Genomic DNA, 17,245 nt, shown 5'->3' with positions numbered 1-17,245 from the left:
GTAGGAACGTTCGTACCGTAACTTCCTACGTTCCATCGGGTTTCTGTCTGAGAAGCCTGGCCTCGGCCAGGCTTCGTGCTATCTGAGACCCTGAACCAACAGGGTCTTTCAACCTGGATATCTTGATGCGCAGTCCTTATTGGTTGTTCCTGGTCCTGCTTCTGCTGCTGGGCGGCCTGCAATACCGTTTGTGGGTAGGCAATGGCAGCCTGGCGCAGGTGGCCGAGCTCAAGCAGCAGATTGACGAGCAGCATGCCGAGAACGAGCGGCTGCTGGAGCGTAACCGTGTGCTCGACGCCGAAGTGCTGGAGTTGAAAAAAGGCATGGAAACCGTCGAAGAGCGTGCCCGCCACGAGCTCGGCATGGTCAAGGAAGGCGAAACCCTCTTTCAGTTGCCCCAGAAATGAGTGAGCGCTTGCCGGCCTTCTGGGCCGTGATCCCTGCAGCGGGTGTGGGCGCTCGCATGGCTGCAGATCGTCCCAAGCAATACCTGGAGCTGGCAGGGCAGACCATCATCGAGCACAGCCTGGCGTGTTTTCTCGGCCACCCCTCCCTCAAGGGGGTCGTGGTCAGCATCGCTGAACACGACCCGTACTGGCCCGGCCTTCGGTGCGCCAGCGACCCGCGCATCCGCCGGGCTGCCGGAGGGCGCGAGCGTGCTGACTCGGTGCTCAATGCCTTGTTGCTGTTGCATGCCCAGGGCGCGGAGGATGATGACTGGGTGTTGGTGCACGACGCGGCGCGGCCCAACCTGGCACGCAGTGACCTGGACAAGCTGCTGGCTGAATTGGCAGATGATCCAGTGGGCGGCCTGTTGGCCGTACCTGCCCGTGACACGCTCAAAAGGGCCGACGGCCACGGGCGCGTCAGCGCCACGGTTGACCGCAGCACCATTTGGCAGGCCTATACACCGCAGATGTTCCGTTTGGGGGCGCTGCATCGGGCACTGGCCGAGTGCCTGGTGTCGGATGTGGTGGTGACCGATGAGGCTTCGGCCATCGAATGGTCCGGTCAATCGCCACGGCTGATCGAGGGCCGCAGTGACAACCTCAAGGTTACGCGCCCTGAAGACCTGGAGTGGCTGCGCCAGCGCTGGAGTGGGAGACGTTGACCTGGGCCGTTCACCTCGCCAGTGATTGAATCAGGCTGCCAGCGCCCGCCATTGTGGCTGAGCGCCGGTCATGCCCGATACTCCGGCAGACCTGCCAGGCCCTCTTTCAGATAGTCCACCAGGCGCCGCACTTTGGGCGACAGGTGCCGCTGCTGCGGGTACAAGGCCCACACCGCCGTATTGGGAGGTTGGTGGGCTTGCAGCAGCGGGACCAAAGCACCGCTGTGCAGGTGTTCGAGCACGTAGTAATCTGGCAATTGGCATAAGCCGATGCCCTGAAGCGCCGCGTCCAGCACCGCCTGGCCGCTGTTGCACCGCCAGTTGCCCTGAACGCGCTGGCTGATTTCACGCCCCTCCATTTGCAACGCCCACACATCGGAACTGCCTATCAGACAGTTGTGCCTGGCCAGTTCCGACAGGCTGTGCGGCCTGCCGTAGCGCGCCAGGTAGCCTGGCGAGGCGCACACGTACATGCGCCGGGGTGCCAGACGCGTCGCGATCAGGCGCGAGTCGGCCAGGCGACCGAGGCGGATGGCCAGGTCCATGCCTTCGTGCAGCAGGTCCAGGGTCTGGTTGCTCAGTTCGACGTCCACCCTCAACTGCGGGTACAACGCCATGAAACGGGTGACCAAGGGCACGATGAAGCGCTCGCCATAGGCCACGGCGCACGTCATGCGCAGCAGTCCCTTGGGCTCGCTGGCCAGATCGCCCATCGCCCGCAGCGCTTCCTCGCGTCCGTCCTGCAAGCGCTGGCAGTGCTGCAGGAACGTCTGGCCGGCCTCGCTGAGGGTGACCTTCCGTGTGCTGCGATACAGCAAGCGCGTCTGTACACGTTCTTCCAGGCGCGCTATCTGCCGGCTTACATGGGAAGAGGACACGCCCAGCCGTTCAGCCGCCGCCGTGAACTGACCCGATTCGGCCACGGCGACGAATTCATCGATGCCCTCCCAGCGGTTATTCATGATTATCCCTGCACAGCAATAATGTTTTGTCTTTCACCCGATTATTCAACAAATGCAGGTGAAATACACTGTCTGCCGATTTCGTTTATCTATCTGGAGACCCTGCGATGATCAAGTCCCGCGCTGCCGTAGCTTTCGAAGCCAAGAAACCCTTGGAAATTGTCGAAGTCGATGTGGCCATGCCCAAGGCGGGCGAGGTGTTGCTGCGCGTGGTCGCCAGCGGCGTGTGCCACACCGATGCCTATACCTTGTCCGGTGCTGACCCGGAAGGCATCTTCCCGTCGATCCTCGGCCACGAAGGCGGCGCGATCGTCGAAGCCGTGGGCGAGGGCGTGACCTCGGTGGCGGTGGGTGACCATGTGATTCCGCTGTATACCCCTGAGTGTGGCAAGTGCAAATTCTGCCTGTCCGGCAAGACCAACCTGTGTCAGGCCATCCGCGCCACCCAAGGCAAGGGCCTGATGCCCGACGGCACCACGCGTTTCTCCTACAAAGGTCAGCAGTTGTTCCACTACATGGGCACCTCGACCTTCTCCGAATACACCGTGTTGCCGGAAATTTCGGTGGCCAAGATCCAGAAAGAGGCGCCGCTGGAGAAGGTCTGCCTGCTGGGCTGCGGCGTGACCACGGGTATTGGCGCAGTGCTGAACACCGCCAAGGTACAACCGGGTGATACTGTCGCCGTCTTCGGGCTGGGCGGCATTGGCCTCTCGGCCATCATCGGTGCGGTCAAGGCCAAGGCCTCGCGCATCATCGCCATCGACATCAACCCGGCCAAGTTCGAAATCGCTCGCCAACTGGGCGCTACCGATTGCATCAACCCCAAGGAGTACGATCGCCCGATCCAGGAAGTGATCGTCGACCTGACCGACGGCGGCGTGGACTTCTCCTTCGAGTGCATCGGCAACGTGCAACTGATGCGTGCCGCCCTGGAGTGCTGCCACAAGGGCTGGGGCGAGTCGGTGATCATCGGTGTCGCCGGCGCCGGTCAGGAAATCGCCACCCGGCCGTTCCAATTGGTCACCGGGCGCGTCTGGCGCGGTTCGGCCTTCGGCGGCGTGCGTGGCCGCAGCGAATTGCCGAGCTACGTGGAAATGTCCGAAAAGGGCGAGATTCCGCTGGATACCTTCATCACCCACACCATGGGCCTGGAGGACATCAACAAGGCCTTCGACCTGATGCACGAAGGCAAGAGCATTCGCAGCGTCATCCACTTCTGAGGCTTGCCATGACTCTGGACAACATCTCCTGCCAGAAGAGCTTCGGCGGCTGGCACAAGCGTTACCGCCACACCTCCAAGGTGCTGGGTTGCGACATGGTCTTCGCCGTCTACCTGCCACCTCAGGCCGAGCAGGGCGAGAAGCTGCCGGTGCTGTACTGGCTTAGCGGCTTGACCTGCAACGACGAGAACTTCATGCAGAAGGCCGGCGCCCAGCGCCTGGCCGCAGAGCTGGGGCTGATCATCGTGGCGCCCGACACCAGCCCTCGCGGCGAGCAGGTACCCGGCGATCCTGATGGTGCCTGGGACTTTGGTCTGGGTGCTGGCTTCTACCTCAACGCCACGCAGCAACCCTGGGCCCAGCACTACCGCATGCATGATTATGTGGTGCAGGAACTGCCAGCCCTGATCGAGGCGCATTTCCCCGCCTCGGGCGAGCGCAGCATCAGTGGACACTCCATGGGCGGGCACGGCGCCCTGGTCTGCGCATTGCGCAACCCCGGCCGCTATCGCTCGGTGTCGGCGTTTTCGCCGATCTGCAACCCGATGGATTGCCCTTGGGGCGAAAAGGCCTTCAGCCGCTACCTGGGTGAAGAGCGCGCGCGTTGGCGTGAGTGGGATGCCAGCGTGTTGCTGGCCGAAACCCCGTCGGGGCAGTGCCCCCCGTTGCTGGTGGACCAGGGCGATCGCGACGACTTCCTCGAAAAGCAGCTCAAGCCTGAGGCCCTGGAGCAAGCGGCGCGCAAAGGCGGGCATGAGCTGACCCTGCGCCTGCAGCCTGGCTACGATCACAGCTACTACTTCATCGCCAGCTTCATCGAGGAGCACCTGCGCCACCACGCGGTAGCCCTGGGACGGGTGTAGCCGTAGGGCAGCCAGCCGGCGACGTTCGCCGGCTCTGCACCTTGGCGTGGCAAATGCAGGTAGAATCACGCCCTGACTCATTCAGGGCGTTTTCTTATGCGTATTGGCCACGGCTACGATGTGCACCGGTTCTGCGACGGTGATTTCATTACCCTGGGCGGGGTGCGTATCCCCCACAAGTTCGGCCTGCTGGCCCATTCCGATGGTGACGTGCTGCTGCATGCCCTGAGCGATGCATTGCTTGGCGCCGCCGCGCTGGGTGATATCGGCAAGCACTTCCCCGACACCGATCCGCAATTCAAGGGCGCCGACAGCCGCGTGCTGCTGCGTCATGTGCTGGATGTCGTTCGGGCCAAGGGCTGGCAAGTGGGCAACGTCGACGCGACCATCATTGCCCAGGCGCCGAAGATGGCACCCCACATCGAGGTCATGCGCCAGCGCATCGCCGACGACCTCGCGGTGGGCCTCGACCAAGTCAACGTCAAGGCCACGACGACCGAGAAGCTGGGCTTCGCCGGGCGTGAGGAGGGGATCGCCGTTCACGCGGTTGCCCTGTTGCTGCCGGCATGACCGAATTGGATCTGTTGGGCCCACGGGCATCGGGGCAAGCCCTGGGCACGGCTGTGCTCAAGGCCGTTGCCGAAGATTTTCAGGTTGACGAAGTGCTTGATATCCCGCTGTCTGGCCAAGGCGAGCACCTGTGGCTATGGGTGGAAAAGCGTGAGCTCAATACCGAGGAAGCGGCCCGCCGCCTGGCCAGGGCCGCCGGCGTGCCTGCGCGCGCCATCAGCTACGCCGGGCTCAAGGACCGCCAGGCCTTGACCCGCCAGTGGTTCAGCCTGCATTTGCCGGGCAAGGCCGACCCAGACCTGTCGCGGGCTGAGGATGCCAATCTGCGCGTGCTCAAGCAGATGCGCCACCAGCGTAAATTGCAGCGCGGCGCGCATTCGTCCAACGGCTTCACGCTGCGCCTGACCCAACTGGCAGCCGATCATCAGGCTGTCGATGCGCGCCTGGCCCAGCTCAAGGCGAACGGTGTGCCCAATTACTTCGGTACCCAGCGCTTCGGGCATGCCGGCGGCAACGTGCATGACGCCCTGGGTTGGGCCGAGCGCCAGGCCTTGCCTGAGCAACGTAACGTTCGTTCGCGCCTGCTTTCAGCCGGTCGCAGCTACCTGTTCAACCAGGTGCTGGCCGCACGGGTAAACGATGGCAGCTGGGCCCGTGCGCAAGTGGGCGATCTGCTGGCGTTCACCAACAGCCGCAGTTTTTTCCCCGCTGCTGAGGCCGAATGCGCCGATCCTCGCCTGGCCGTTCTCGACCTGCACCCTACAGGCCCTCTGTGGGGCGAGGGTGATTCGCCAGCCGGCGGTCGAACCGGGGCGTTGGAGAATTCGGTCGGTGCCGCCCAGCCCGCGCTGTGCCAGTGGTTGGCAAAGGCGGGCATGGATCACGAACGGCGTATTCTGCGGCTCCCTATTACTGGCCTTACGTGGCATTATCCCGAGCCTGATATCCTGCAACTGGAATTCGTCCTTCCGGCCGGATGCTTCGCCACCGTCGTGGTGCGCGAGGTGGTGGATCTGGTGTCGGCAGGGCAGACGGACAGCCCATGCGTATTCTGATTTCGAACGACGACGGTGTGACCGCACCAGGCATCGCCGCGCTGCACGCTGCGCTTGCCGATTACGCGCAGTGCACGGTCATTGCACCTGACCAAGACAAGAGCGGCGCCGGCAGCTCGCTGACGTTGGATCGGCCGCTGCACCCGCAGACGCTGGCCAACGGCTTCATCAGCCTCAATGGTACGCCGACCGACTGCGTGCACCTGGGGCTGAACGGTCTGTTGCCGTACACGCCGGACATGGTCGTGTCGGGCATCAACCTGGGGGCCAACCTGGGCGATGACGTGCTGTACTCGGGCACGGTGGCCGCAGCGCTGGAGGGGCGCTTCCTGGGCGGTACGTCGCTCGCGTTCTCGCTGCTTTCGCGCCAACCGGACAACCTGCCGGCCGCGGCCCATATCGCCCGCCGTCTGGTCGAGGCACAGTCGCGCCTGGCGCTGCCGCCGCGTACCGTCCTCAATGTCAACATACCCAACCTGCCGCTCGAGCGCATTCGTGGCATCCAGCTGACGCGACTGGGTCATCGGGCGCGGGCTGCGGCACCCACCAAGGTGGTCAACCCGCGTGGCAAGGAAGGCTACTGGATCGCAGTTGCCGGTGATGCCGAGGACGGCGGTCCGGGTACTGACTTCCATGCGGTGATGCAAGGCTATGTTTCCATCACCCCGTTGCAGCTTGACCGAACCTTCAACGACGCCTTCGAGCAGCTCGATGGCTGGCTGGAGGGCTTGCTTTGATGCGTGAGGACGATATGTTGCGTCGGGGCATCGGCATGACGTCCCAACGCACCCGCGAGCGCCTGATCCAGCGGCTGTGCGAGGAGGGCGTGTCCAGCCCCCAGGTGCTCGATGTGATACGCCGCACGCCACGCCACCTGTTCGTGGACGAGGCACTGGCCCATCGGGCCTATGAAGATACCGCGCTGCCCATCGGCCACAACCAGACCATTTCGCAACCGTTCATGGTGGCGCACATGAGCGAATTGCTGCTGGAGGCGGGCCCGCTGGATAAGGTGCTGGAGATCGGCACGGGCTCGGGCTACCAGACCGCCGTGCTGGCGCAATTGGTCGAGCGGGTATTCTCGGTCGAGCGCATCAAGGTTCTGCAGGACCGGGCCAAGGAACGCCTGGTGGAGCTGAACCTGCGCAACGTGGTGTTTCGTTGGGGCGATGGTTGTGAAGGGTGGCCGGCACTGGCCCCCTACAATGGCATCATCGTCACCGCCGTTGCGCCGGAAGTGCCCCAGGCGCTGCTCGATCAACTGGCGCCGGGTGGGCGGATGGTGATTCCAGTGGGATCACCTGGTGAGGTGCAGCAGTTGATGCTCATCGTACGAGAAGAACATGGGTTCTCACGCCGCGTACTCGGAGCGGTACGCTTCGTGCCCCTGCTCAATGGGCCGGTGGCCTGATTCATCGGGGCATCGACGGGCTATTTTTGCACCTGCGTCGAATTCTTGCAGGATCGACCTGTCTATCTGGCGGTGCACACACGTTGCGCGAGTGTGTTGCAGCCGCCTGCCAAGACCGGCGAGCTTCGTTATAATTGCAACAATATTGCATTCTTGTCTTGAAACGTTTTCGGCACCATGAGGGGAGCGCGGGTGGGTCACACAGTCTTTCGGCAGCGCAAGGACAGCTCGGGTCTCAGGCTCTTGGTGCTGGTACTGGCCATGGGCACACTGCTGGTGGGGTGTTCGAGCTCTGGCAGCAACAGTGCGCGTGTCGTCGACCGCAACAGCAGCGCGCCCAAACGGCCGACCGTGACCTCCGGTCAGTATGTGGTCAAGCCAGGCGACACGCTGTTCTCCATCGCGTTTCGCTACGGTTGGGACTACAAGGAGCTGGCGGCACGCAACGGTATCGCCCCGCCGTATACCATTCGCCCTGGCCAGCCGATTCGCTTCAGCAGCGGGGCCTCGGGCAGCACCACCGTGGTGGCCAGCCCGTCCTCGTCCAGCCGGACCACGGTCACCCGCCGTCCTGTAGGTGCCACGGCATCTACCCCTGCCACGACCACCAAGACCGTCACCACATCCAGCTCGGCGAGCACGCCGGTGATCGCTACCGTGCCTGCGGCCGAGCGTGCGGCCGGTGGCTGGACCTGGCCGGCGAACGGGGTTTTGATCGGCAAATTCGCTTCAAACGGTAGTTTGAATAAAGGCATTGATATCGCCGGTGATTTGGGACAGCCTGTTTTTGCTGCGGCCAGTGGATCAGTGGTGTACGCCGGGAGTGGTTTGAGGGGCTACGGCGAGCTGATCATCATCAAGCACAGCGATACCTATGTCAGTGCCTACGGCCACAACCGCAGGCTCTTGGTACGGGAGGGGCAGCAGGTCAAGGCAGGGCAGTCGATTGCTGAAATGGGGTCTACAGGCACAGATCGGGTGAAGTTGCATTTCGAAATTCGCCGCCAGGGCAAACCCGTCGATCCTCTCCAGTTCCTGCCACGCCGTTGATTGTTGTTTCCAGTCTGTTCCGCTGACATGGAGGGGACAGGCTCAAGCGCTGCCAGGGAGACAGGCGCCGCTCGAGTCTGAGTTCGAACTCAGCAAAGGACTATAACAATGGCTCTCAGCAAAGAAGCGCCGGAGTTTGACATCGACGATGACGTCCTCCTCATGGAGACGGGCATCGTTTTGGAAACGGATGTGGTGTCAGACGAACCTGCTGTACCTTCGGTTCGGACCAGGGCCAAATCAGGCTCTTCGCTTAAACAACACAAGTATATCGATTACAGCCGGGCGCTTGATGCGACTCAGTTGTACCTCAACGAAATCGGCTTTTCGCCCTTGCTTTCGCCGGAAGAAGAAGTGCACTTTGCGCGCTTGTCGCAAAAGGGCGACCCCGCTGGCCGCAAGCGCATGATCGAAAGCAATCTGCGCCTGGTGGTGAAAATCGCGCGCCGCTACGTGAACCGAGGGTTGTCGTTGCTCGATCTGATCGAGGAAGGCAACCTGGGGCTGATTCGCGCGGTGGAGAAGTTCGACCCTGAGCGGGGCTTTCGTTTCTCGACCTACGCCACCTGGTGGATTCGGCAGACCATCGAGCGGGCGATCATGAACCAGACCCGCACCATTCGCCTGCCCATCCATGTGGTCAAGGAACTCAACGTTTACTTGCGCGCGGCGCGCGAGCTGACCCAGAAGCTGGACCACGAGCCTTCGCCCGAAGAGATCGCCGCCTTGCTCGAGAAGCCGGTTGCCGAGGTCAAGCGCATGCTGGGTCTCAACGAGCGGGTTTCCTCCGTGGACGTGTCCCTGGGCCCTGACTCGGACAAGACGCTGCTCGACACCCTGACGGATGATCGACCCACAGACCCGTTCGAGCTGCTGCAGGACGATGACCTGTCGCAGAGCATCGATCAGTGGTTGGGTGAACTGACCGACAAGCAACGTGAAGTGGTGGTGCGCCGGTTCGGCTTGCGTGGGCACGAAAGCAGTACGTTGGAGGACGTCGGTCTGGAGATCGGCCTGACCCGCGAGCGGGTGCGGCAGATACAGGTAGAGGGGCTCAAGCGGCTGCGTGAGATTCTGGAAAAGAACGGCCTATCCAGCGAGTCGCTTTTTCGTTAGTCCCGGGTTTTGCGCTGCGTTCAGAAACGCCCCAATAAACAGGGGCGTTTTTGCGTCTGGGGTTTGAAGAATCATGCTATCGACGAGCTTTGCGCGGTCAGAGGCGTTCGTACCGGTTTGCAGTTTCACAGGCGCATTCAGCACTGTGATCACAGTGGCAGTTCGACCTGTAAGCATTTGCTTACTCGTTACGTAAGCTTTTGAAGGGTGTAGCAGTAAACCAATGTCGTTTTCAAAAGCAATAGCTTCTTAACTCATTGAAAATATTGAAGTATTTAGATGTGTGAAAGTTTGTAGGCCGCAACATTCTGTGAGGAGGACTCGTTGCACATCCCGCTCAGGTCGCTAGTATTCGAACTGTGCACAGGGACACGCACAGGCGCTCAGGAAGAGAGCCAAGGACATCGCAAGAAGCGATTTCATCAGGACGATGTACAGGACAAGCAGGGACTACGGAAAAAATGTGGGCGGGTCGAACCGCCCCTTTTTTTTGCCTTTTTTTTGGGTTCTGAGGCCTTTGATCCAAGCGCTTACTGCACAGCGCTTGGGAACGGCTGTATCAGAAGCCAGCGTGGCGGCGGTCACATCTGCATCACTGGTCTTTCGCGCTACAGCAAAAAGGCCCTTGCGGGCCTTTTCGTTTGTTCACGCGACGTTAGCGCTGCAAGTCGGCAATCTTGCCTGGCTTGCCGTCCCACTCCTCAGCATCAGGAAGTGCATCCTTGCGCTCGGTGATGTTGGGCCAGATCTCAGCCAGTTCGGCGTTCAACTCGATGAAGTTCTCCATGCCCGATGGCACTTCGTCTTCCGAGAAAATGGCTTGTGCCGGGCACTCTGGTTCGCACAGTGCACAGTCGATGCACTCATCCGGGTGGATGACCAGGAAGTTCGGGCCTTCGTAGAAGCAGTCCACCGGACAGACTTCCACGCAGTCGGTGTATTTGCATTTGATGCAGTTGTCGGTGACGACGAAGGTCATTTCTAGTTCTCTCCTCAGGCGACGGCGGCGGCCCTTCCTCTCGGGCCGCGCGGTTTGCGGGTTTTGGCTGCAGGCCAGGCTAATAACCGTGCAGTACCAGCAAACCGCGGCGGATTCTACCAGCTTGTCATGGCTGCCGTTATAACAGGTTCTTTAGTTGATATAGCATTTCGATAGCTTGGCGCGGTGTCATGTCATCGAGCTGCAGCTTGCCCAGCTTCTCGATCGCCGGGTGGGGCAGGCTGGCGAACAAGTCGCTCTGGTGCGGCACTTGCGGTGCATCCTGCGCTTTCGGGACCTGATTCGAGTCGTGTGGCAGGCTGGTGGTTTCAAGGCGCGACAGGTGCTCCCGGGCGCGCTGGATGACCACCGCCGGTACACCTGCCAGTTGCGCGACCGCCAGGCCATAGCTCTGGCTCGCAGGGCCTGGCAGCACGTGGTGCAGGAATACGATGCGGTCGTTGTGCTCCGTTGCATTGAGGTGCACGTTGGCCACCAGCGGCTCGCTGTCGGGCAACACGGTCAGTTCGAAGTAGTGGGTAGCGAACAAGGTGTAGGCCCGCAGGCGCGCCAGGCGTTCGGCTGCTGCCCAGGCCAACGACAGGCCATCGAAGGTGCTGGTGCCGCGGCCTACTTCGTCCATCAGCACCAGGCTGCGGTCGGTTGCGTTGTGCAGGATATTGGCGGTTTCGCTCATTTCCACCATGAAGGTGGAGCGCCCCCCTGCCAGGTCGTCGCTGGAGCCGATGCGGGTGAAGATGCGGTCGACCACCGACAGCTCGCAGCGCGCCGCTGGCACGAAGCTGCCGATATGCGCCATTAGCACGATCAGTGCGGTCTGGCGCATGTACGTGGACTTACCACCCATATTCGGCCCGGTGATGATCAGCATCCGGGTGCTGTCGTCCAGGCCCAGGTCGTTGGCCACGAACGGCGTGGTGAGCACCTGCTCGACCACGGGGTGACGCCCCTGCTCGATGCGCAGGCAAGGTTCGTCGACGAAACGTGGGCAGTTCAGGTCCAGATTAAGAGCCCGCTCTGCCAGGTTGCTGAGCACGTCCAGTTCAGCCAGGGCGGCGGCACTGTCCTGCAGTGGCGCCAAGTGGCTGATCAGGGTCTCGAGCAGCGCGTCGTAGAGCATCTTTTCCCGGGCCAGGGCGCGGCTCTTGGCCGACAGCGCCTTGTCCTCGAACGCCTTGAGTTCCGGGGTGATGAAGCGCTCGGCGCCCTTGAGGGTCTGCCGGCGGATATAGTCGACCGGTGCCTGTTCGGCCTGCTTGGAAGGCAGCTCGATGAAATAGCCATGCACACGGTTGTAGCCGACCTTGAGGTTGGCAAGGCCGGTACGTGCCTTCTCACGTGCCTCGAGGTCGATCAGGAACTGGCCAGCGTTCTCGCTGATGGCCAGCAGCTCGTCGAGCTCGTTGTCATAGCCGGCCTTGAGCACGCCACCGTCACGGATTACGGCTGGCGGGTTGTCGACCACCGCACGCTCCAGCAGGCTGGCCAGCTCCGGGTAGGTACCGGTGATCGCGGCCAGGCGTGCCAGGTGCGGCGCCTCAAGCTCGGTCATGGCATTCTGCAGCTCGGGCAAGGCACCTAGTGCGTCACGCAGGCGCGCCAGGTCGCGTGGGCGGGCATTGCGCAGGCCGATACGGGCCAGGATGCGCTCGATGTCGCCGATTTCCTTGAGCTGGGGCTGCAGCTTTTCGAACCGGTAGCTGTCGAGCAGGCAGCGGATCGAATCTTGGCGGGCCTGTATGACCTTGAGGTCGCGCAGCGGGCGGTTCAGCCAGCGGCTCAACAGGCGGCTGGCCATGGCGGTCTGGCAACGATCGACGACTGATTGCAGGGTATTGTCGCGCCCGCCTGCCAGATTGATGTCTAGCTCCAGGTTGCGGCGGCTGGCGCCGTCGAGAATGACCGTGTCGTCCAGGCGCTCGTGACGCAGGCTGCGCAGGTGCGGCAACGCCGTGCGCTGGGTTTCCTTGGCATAGGCCAGCAGGCAGCCGGCGGCGCCGATGGCCAGGGTCAGCTTGTCACAGCCAAAGCCCTTGAGGTCCTTGGTGGCAAATTGTTGGCAGAGCGCCTTGCGCGCCGAGTCGCGGTCAAAGTCCCAAGGCGCTCGGCGACGCGCGCCGGGGCGTTTCTCGGCAGGCAGGTCGCGTGGCCAGTCATCCGGGATGAGCAGCTCGACCGGGTTGAGGCGGTCCAGTTCGGCCAGCAGGGTTTCCCAGCCTTTGATCTCCTGCACGCCAAAGTGACCGCTGGTGATGTCAAGCACGGCCAGGCCAAACAGACGTTCGTCGCCCAGCAGCGCTGCGATCAGGTTGTCGCGGCGTTCATCGAGCAATGCCTCGTCGCTGACGGTCCCTGGCGTGATGATGCGCACTACTTGGCGCTCGACCGGCCCCTTGCTGGTGGCCGGGTCGCCGATCTGCTCGCAGATGACCACCGATTCGCCCAGCTTGACCAGCTTGGCCAGGTAACCCTCGAGGGAGTGAAACGGCACCCCGCACATGGGGATGGACTGGCCGGCGGACTGACCGCGCGCGGTCAGGGTGATGTCCAGCAGGCTGGCGGCCTTTTTCGCATCTTCATAGAAGATCTCGTAGAAGTCGCCCATGCGATAGAACATCAGCTGGTCAGGATGCTGGTTTTTCAGCTTCCAGTACTGCTGCATCATTGGGGTATGTGCGGAGAGATCGGACATGGTCGGCCTACAGCGGGTGATCTGGTTGGCGAGGGTAAACCGGTAATGGTACAGGCTTTTTCGGTGCGATGCAGGCGCCGAACGCCACGCATGTCCACCTTGGGCGCTGCAGCAGGAGCTTGGAAAACCTGAACGTTTGCCGGGCCAGCCTCTCTATTGGGGTGATAGGGTAGTGGCCAGTCTTCAAGGAGCCGTCGTATGGACCCGATTACCACACTCGCCACTCGCCTGGGTGACCACCTGCAGCGCCTGGGGGCACAGGTGAGCACTGCCGAATCCTGTACCGGCGGCGGCATTGCCGAGGCCATTACCCGGATCGCCGGCAGCTCGGCCTGGTTCGAAGCCGGCTACGTGACCTATTCCAACCGGCAGAAGACGCGTCAGCTCGGGGTGCCCGAGGCGCTGTTCAAGCACGTGGGCGCGGTAAGCCAGGAGGTGGTCGAGGCCATGGTCGCGGGCGCGCAGCAGGCCAGCGGCGCCCGCTTCGCCGTAGCAGTCAGCGGGGTGGCCGGCCCTGGCGGCGGTTCGGCTGACAAGCCCGTGGGTACCGTGTGGCTGGCTTGGGGCGATGGGCAGCGGGTCGTCAGCGTGCGTCGTCAGTTCGAAGGCGACCGCGAGGGCGTGCGGCACCAAACCATCGTCGCCGCCTTAGAAGGCTTGTTACAGCTTGGCACCGGTTAAATCGAAATCGGGGGTTTGCTCGGACGCTCGCCTGTGGAATAATACTGGCTACTTATACAGTTATCCGGCCATCAGGGCCAAGTCGAACACGTGAGGATTTCAATGGACGACAACAAGAAGCGCGCCTTGGCTGCGGCCCTGGGTCAAATCGAACGTCAATTCGGTAAGGGCGCCGTCATGCGCATGGGCGACCATGAGCGCCAGGCCATCCCTTCCATTTCTACCGGCTCCCTGGGGCTGGACATCGCGCTGGGTATTGGCGGTCTGCCGAAAGGCCGTATCGTCGAAATCTACGGCCCGGAATCGTCAGGTAAAACCACGCTCACGCTCTCGGTCATCGCCGAAGCCCAGAAAAGTGGCGCCACCTGTGCGTTCGTCGATGCCGAGCACGCCCTTGACCCCGAGTACGCCGGCAAGCTGGGCGTCAACGTGGACGACCTGCTGGTTTCGCAGCCCGACACGGGTGAGCAGGCGCTGGAAATCACCGACATGCTGGTACGGTCCAACGCCGTCGACGTCATCATTGTCGACTCCGTGGCTGCCCTGGTACCCAAGGCTGAAATCGAAGGCGAAATGGGTGACATGCATGTGGGCCTGCAGGCTCGCCTGATGTCCCAGGCATTGCGCAAGATCACCGGTAACATCAAGAACGCCAACTGCCTGGTCATCTTCATCAACCAGATCCGTATGAAGATCGGCGTGATGTTCGGTAGCCCAGAAACCACCACTGGCGGTAACGCATTGAAGTTCTATGCCTCGGTTCGCCTGGATATCCGTCGCACCGGTGCAGTCAAGGAAGGCGACGAGGTGGTGGGTAGCGAAACCCGCGTCAAGATCGTCAAGAACAAGGTGGCGCCACCGTTCCGTCAAGCGGAATTCCAGATTCTGTACGGCAAAGGTATCTACCGTAACGGTGAGATCATCGACTTGGGCGTCTCTCAGGGCCTGGTCGAGAAGTCAGGTGCCTGGTACAGCTACCAAGGCAACAAGATTGGTCAGGGCAAGGCGAATGCTGCCAAGTACCTGCACGAGAATCCCGCTATCGGTAGCGAGATCGAGAAGCAGATCCGCGACAAACTGCTCAATGCCGGTGCCGTAGCCGCTGCTGCCAAGGCTGCGGCCGCACAGGCCGATGCGGGTGACGTGGCCGAAGCCGAAGCTGGCTATTGATCACGCGACCTTAGCTGAACATGCCTGCCGTACTCGACACCCCCGTCGCCATTCGGCGGGCAGCCATGGACCTGCTTGCGCGACGTGAGCATGGTCGCGTGGAATTGACCCGCAAGTTACTTCAGCGCGGGGCTTTGCAGACGCTGATCGAGCATGAGCTTGATCGGCTGAGCGAAGAAGGTTTGCTGAGTGAAGCTCGCTATCTGGAAAGCTTCATTCGTTATCGATCCAATTCTGGTTATGGCCCTGCCCGAATCCGTGAGGAACTCGGGCAGCGCGGCTTGGCGCGTGGTGATATCGATGCAGCGCTTCGCGAAAGTGATATCGACTGGGGCGAGCGCCTGTATGAGGTATGGCAGCGCAAATATGCCGGGCAACGCCCTGAGGATCCCAAGGCGCGTGCGCAGCAAATGCGCTTTCTCGCTTATCGTGGTTTTCCCATGGATATGATTGGAAAGCTGCTCAGCGGGCGAGGCTGGGACGATTGAACCCACTGCCTGCGCCTAAGAGAGGTCCGGCAAGTGCTGTTCATGGCAGGCTGACGGCGCAACAGCCCAATGTTGCGGCAGATTGATGAAGTCCACCAGCTCTCGCAGTCGGCCTTGATCGCGGCCGGTAAAAGCGAAGCACAGGCGTGTCAGATGCCCAAAATCCCCGGTTTCGTTTTCGACGTTGCTGTCAGGCGTTTGCTCGAAGCTGCCGCTTAGGCAGAGATCGGCAAATTGCTCGTCAATCGCCTGCAACGCTTCGGGTGCGAGTGGCCGGTGCATGCGCAGGACGAACTGGCGTTTCAGCCAGCGGCTGGAGTGGTAGTTTTGGTAGAACCGATTGATTTCCTCAACAGCTTCCTCGGCACTGTGCACCAGGCGCAGCAGCTTAAGGTCGCCTGGCAGGATGTAGCGATTGTCCTGCAGCTGGTGGCGAATGAACGCCAGGCAGTCCTGCCAGAAGGTACCCTGCGGTGAGTCCAGCAGTACCACCGGTACCAGGGGGCTCTTACCCGTCTGGATAAGCGTCAGCACTTCCAGTGCTTCATCGAGCGTACCGAACCCTCCGGGGCACAACACCAGCGCGTCCGCTTCCTTGACGAAGAACAGCTTGCGAATGAAGAAGAAGTGAAACGACAGCAGCTTGTCGGTGCCTTCTATGGTTGGGTTGGCATGTTGTTCGAAGGGCAGGGTGATGTTGAAGCCAAGGCTGTTGTCGGCGCCGGAGCCTTCATGGGCGGCGGCCATGATACCGCCGCCGCCACCGGTGATGACCATCAGGTCCGAGCGGGCCAGCGCAGCACCCAGCTCACGGGCCAGGGCATACATGGGGTGCTCCAGCGGCGTACGCGCCGAGCCGAACACAGTGACCTTACGGCGGTGTTTGTGGCGACGCAGTGCGCGAAAGGACTGGTCGAGTTCGCGCAGCGCTTGCAGGGTGATCTTGGTGCTCCAGCGGTCGGCGTCGTCGTGGGCCATGCGCAGGATCGTCAGCATCATGTCGCGATAGAGGGGCAGGTTGGGGCTATCGGGGGCTACGCGTTCGAGTTGGGCGTCGATGTAGCTCAGGTCGATCTCATGATCGCGGAAGTGGCTGGAAAGCAGTTCATTCGATTGATAGGGCATGCAACTTCTCCTTCTGCTCCTTATCAATCTAGCCCTATAGCACGGGTCACGCCCAGCCCGTATGAGGGTGTCGGGCGCATGGAGGGGCGCCCGGACGGGGCTTGAGCGGTATTCGAAACTTTACTTCTTCTTGTTACCGGCAACGCAGCTAGCGCTGTCGAAGGCCTGATCCATCAACGGCTGATTGGTCTTGTAGACCGTGAAGCGGTACACCATCACTGCGCCTTTGGACATCAGGTTGCGGAACCCGGTGTTGCGGCAAACGCTGTCGCCCAATTGGCTGCGCACCTGCTCAGGGTTGGCCTGCATGCGCGCAGCATGGTCAGCGCGTACGCTGAGGTGGTTGATCAGGGCCTTGCCTTCGACCGTATAGCCTTGGTCGAGAATGTCTTCGTTGATGGCGCGGGGTGTACCAACGCTGCTTTCCTTGGCAACCTTCTGCAGCATCGTGTTCAGGTCATAGTCCTGCTTGGAAGCCGCCTGGGCTGCAAGTGGCAGTGCGAGCAACAAGCTCAGGGCGGGGGCGATAAGGCGCAGCATGGATCTCTCCTGGTTCGGTGACTGGCGCTTGGACAGGCGTAGGCAGACGGCGTTCCCTCATCGCTGCCGCCCGCGTGGCGCTTGAAATCGCGAGTATAGGGGCGCTCCGGTCGTCTGCACAGCAAATGGCCGGCATTCTGGTAAACTGCCAGCCGTTTTCAATCGAGCCACTGCAGTGACTGCCACCTTTT

General features: G+C 61.9%; 18 protein-coding genes. 13 read left to right on the top strand and 5 right to left on the bottom strand.

Annotated features, from left to right (window positions below; genetic code table 11):
- Positions 1-125: 125 nt before the first annotated feature.
- Positions 126-407, top strand: coding sequence for a cell division protein FtsB (gene ftsB / locus CWR53_RS16970; protein ID WP_023534037.1), 282 nt, complete (start codon positions 126-128; stop codon positions 405-407).
- A complete protein-coding gene (ispD, locus tag CWR53_RS16965) occupies positions 404-1,111 on the top strand; it encodes a 2-C-methyl-D-erythritol 4-phosphate cytidylyltransferase (RefSeq protein ID WP_100852094.1) in 708 nt (235 codons plus the stop codon). Before ftsB ends, ispD begins: the two co-directional genes overlap by 4 nt.
- A 68-nt stretch (positions 1,112-1,179) precedes the next feature.
- Here ispD and CWR53_RS16960 read toward each other — a convergent pair whose 3' ends face one another.
- Positions 1,180-2,073: a LysR substrate-binding domain-containing protein gene (locus tag CWR53_RS16960; protein ID WP_100852093.1), complete on the bottom strand. Its 894-nt coding sequence runs from the start codon at positions 2,071-2,073 to the stop codon at positions 1,180-1,182.
- A 107-nt stretch (positions 2,074-2,180) separates the two neighbouring features.
- Here CWR53_RS16960 and CWR53_RS16955 point away from each other — a divergent pair, with 107 nt between their 5' ends.
- From CWR53_RS16955 to rpoS, 8 genes are all read left to right on the top strand, one after another.
- Positions 2,181-3,293 carry an S-(hydroxymethyl)glutathione dehydrogenase/class III alcohol dehydrogenase gene (locus CWR53_RS16955; protein ID WP_023534027.1) on the top strand — a complete coding sequence of 371 codons (1,113 nt, stop codon included), beginning with the start codon at positions 2,181-2,183 and terminating at the stop codon, positions 3,291-3,293.
- Positions 3,294-3,301: 8 nt separating this feature from the next.
- Entirely contained in the window at positions 3,302-4,156 is an 855-nt protein-coding gene (fghA, locus tag CWR53_RS16950) for an S-formylglutathione hydrolase (protein WP_058639509.1), read from the top strand.
- 96 nt (positions 4,157-4,252) lie between these two features.
- On the top strand, positions 4,253-4,726 hold the full coding sequence (gene ispF / locus CWR53_RS16945; RefSeq protein WP_058605320.1) for a 2-C-methyl-D-erythritol 2,4-cyclodiphosphate synthase: 474 nt from the start codon (positions 4,253-4,255) through the stop codon (positions 4,724-4,726).
- Positions 4,723-5,781, top strand: coding sequence for a tRNA pseudouridine(13) synthase TruD (gene truD, locus CWR53_RS16940; RefSeq protein WP_058605321.1), 1,059 nt, complete (start codon positions 4,723-4,725; stop codon positions 5,779-5,781). The genes ispF and truD overlap by 4 nt, the downstream gene beginning before the upstream one ends.
- Complete coding sequence (surE, locus tag CWR53_RS16935; protein WP_058605322.1) at positions 5,769-6,518, top strand: 5'/3'-nucleotidase SurE; 750 nt, start codon at positions 5,769-5,771, stop codon at positions 6,516-6,518. The genes truD and surE overlap by 13 nt, the downstream gene beginning before the upstream one ends.
- A gap of 35 nt (positions 6,519-6,553) precedes the next feature.
- Positions 6,554-7,192, top strand: a complete 639-nt coding sequence (locus CWR53_RS16930; protein WP_167339267.1) for a protein-L-isoaspartate(D-aspartate) O-methyltransferase — start codon at positions 6,554-6,556, stop codon at positions 7,190-7,192.
- Between the two features lie 192 nt (positions 7,193-7,384).
- Complete coding sequence (locus CWR53_RS16925) at positions 7,385-8,242, top strand: peptidoglycan DD-metalloendopeptidase family protein (protein WP_058605324.1); 858 nt, start codon at positions 7,385-7,387, stop codon at positions 8,240-8,242.
- 108 nt (positions 8,243-8,350) lie between these two features.
- Positions 8,351-9,358: an RNA polymerase sigma factor RpoS gene (rpoS, locus tag CWR53_RS16920; protein WP_023534146.1), complete on the top strand. Its 1,008-nt coding sequence runs from the start codon at positions 8,351-8,353 to the stop codon at positions 9,356-9,358.
- 655 nt (positions 9,359-10,013) lie between these two features.
- On the opposite strand, the gene fdxA is transcribed toward rpoS, so the two are convergent.
- Positions 10,014-10,337, bottom strand: a complete 324-nt coding sequence (gene fdxA / locus CWR53_RS16915; RefSeq protein WP_023534129.1) for a ferredoxin FdxA — start codon at positions 10,335-10,337, stop codon at positions 10,014-10,016.
- Between the two features lie 139 nt (positions 10,338-10,476).
- Positions 10,477-13,050: a DNA mismatch repair protein MutS gene (gene mutS / locus CWR53_RS16910; protein ID WP_058605325.1), complete on the bottom strand. Its 2,574-nt coding sequence runs from the start codon at positions 13,048-13,050 to the stop codon at positions 10,477-10,479.
- 198 nt (positions 13,051-13,248) lie between these two features.
- Between mutS and CWR53_RS16905 the strand changes: the two genes are divergently transcribed.
- The 3 genes from CWR53_RS16905 to recX all read left to right on the top strand — a co-directional run bounded on the left by CWR53_RS16905 (position 13,249) and on the right by recX (position 15,389).
- Positions 13,249-13,731 carry a CinA family protein gene (locus CWR53_RS16905; RefSeq protein ID WP_058605326.1) on the top strand — a complete coding sequence of 161 codons (483 nt, stop codon included), beginning with the start codon at positions 13,249-13,251 and terminating at the stop codon, positions 13,729-13,731.
- Between the two features lie 102 nt (positions 13,732-13,833).
- Positions 13,834-14,901 carry a recombinase RecA gene (recA, locus tag CWR53_RS16900; RefSeq protein WP_023534161.1) on the top strand — a complete coding sequence of 356 codons (1,068 nt, stop codon included), beginning with the start codon at positions 13,834-13,836 and terminating at the stop codon, positions 14,899-14,901.
- A gap of 20 nt (positions 14,902-14,921) precedes the next feature.
- The gene (recX, locus tag CWR53_RS16895) at positions 14,922-15,389 is read left to right on the top strand and encodes a recombination regulator RecX (protein WP_058605327.1); all 468 of its coding nucleotides are present in this window, start codon (positions 14,922-14,924) and stop codon (positions 15,387-15,389) included.
- A 15-nt stretch (positions 15,390-15,404) separates the two neighbouring features.
- On the opposite strand, the gene CWR53_RS16890 is transcribed toward recX, so the two are convergent.
- Entirely contained in the window at positions 15,405-16,514 is a 1,110-nt protein-coding gene (locus CWR53_RS16890; RefSeq protein WP_100852091.1) for a TIGR00730 family Rossman fold protein, read from the bottom strand.
- A gap of 120 nt (positions 16,515-16,634) precedes the next feature.
- Positions 16,635-17,054: a quorum-sensing-regulated virulence factor family protein gene (locus CWR53_RS16885; protein WP_058605329.1), complete on the bottom strand. Its 420-nt coding sequence runs from the start codon at positions 17,052-17,054 to the stop codon at positions 16,635-16,637.
- Between the last annotated feature and the right edge of the window lie 191 nt (positions 17,055-17,245).

The organism is Pseudomonas sp. SGAir0191, assembly GCF_002812565.2.
GTDB lineage: Bacteria > Pseudomonadota > Gammaproteobacteria > Pseudomonadales > Pseudomonadaceae > Aquipseudomonas > Aquipseudomonas parafulva_B.
Note: the sequence above shows the minus strand (reverse complement) of the source record. Positions and strands in the feature narration are given on the sequence as shown.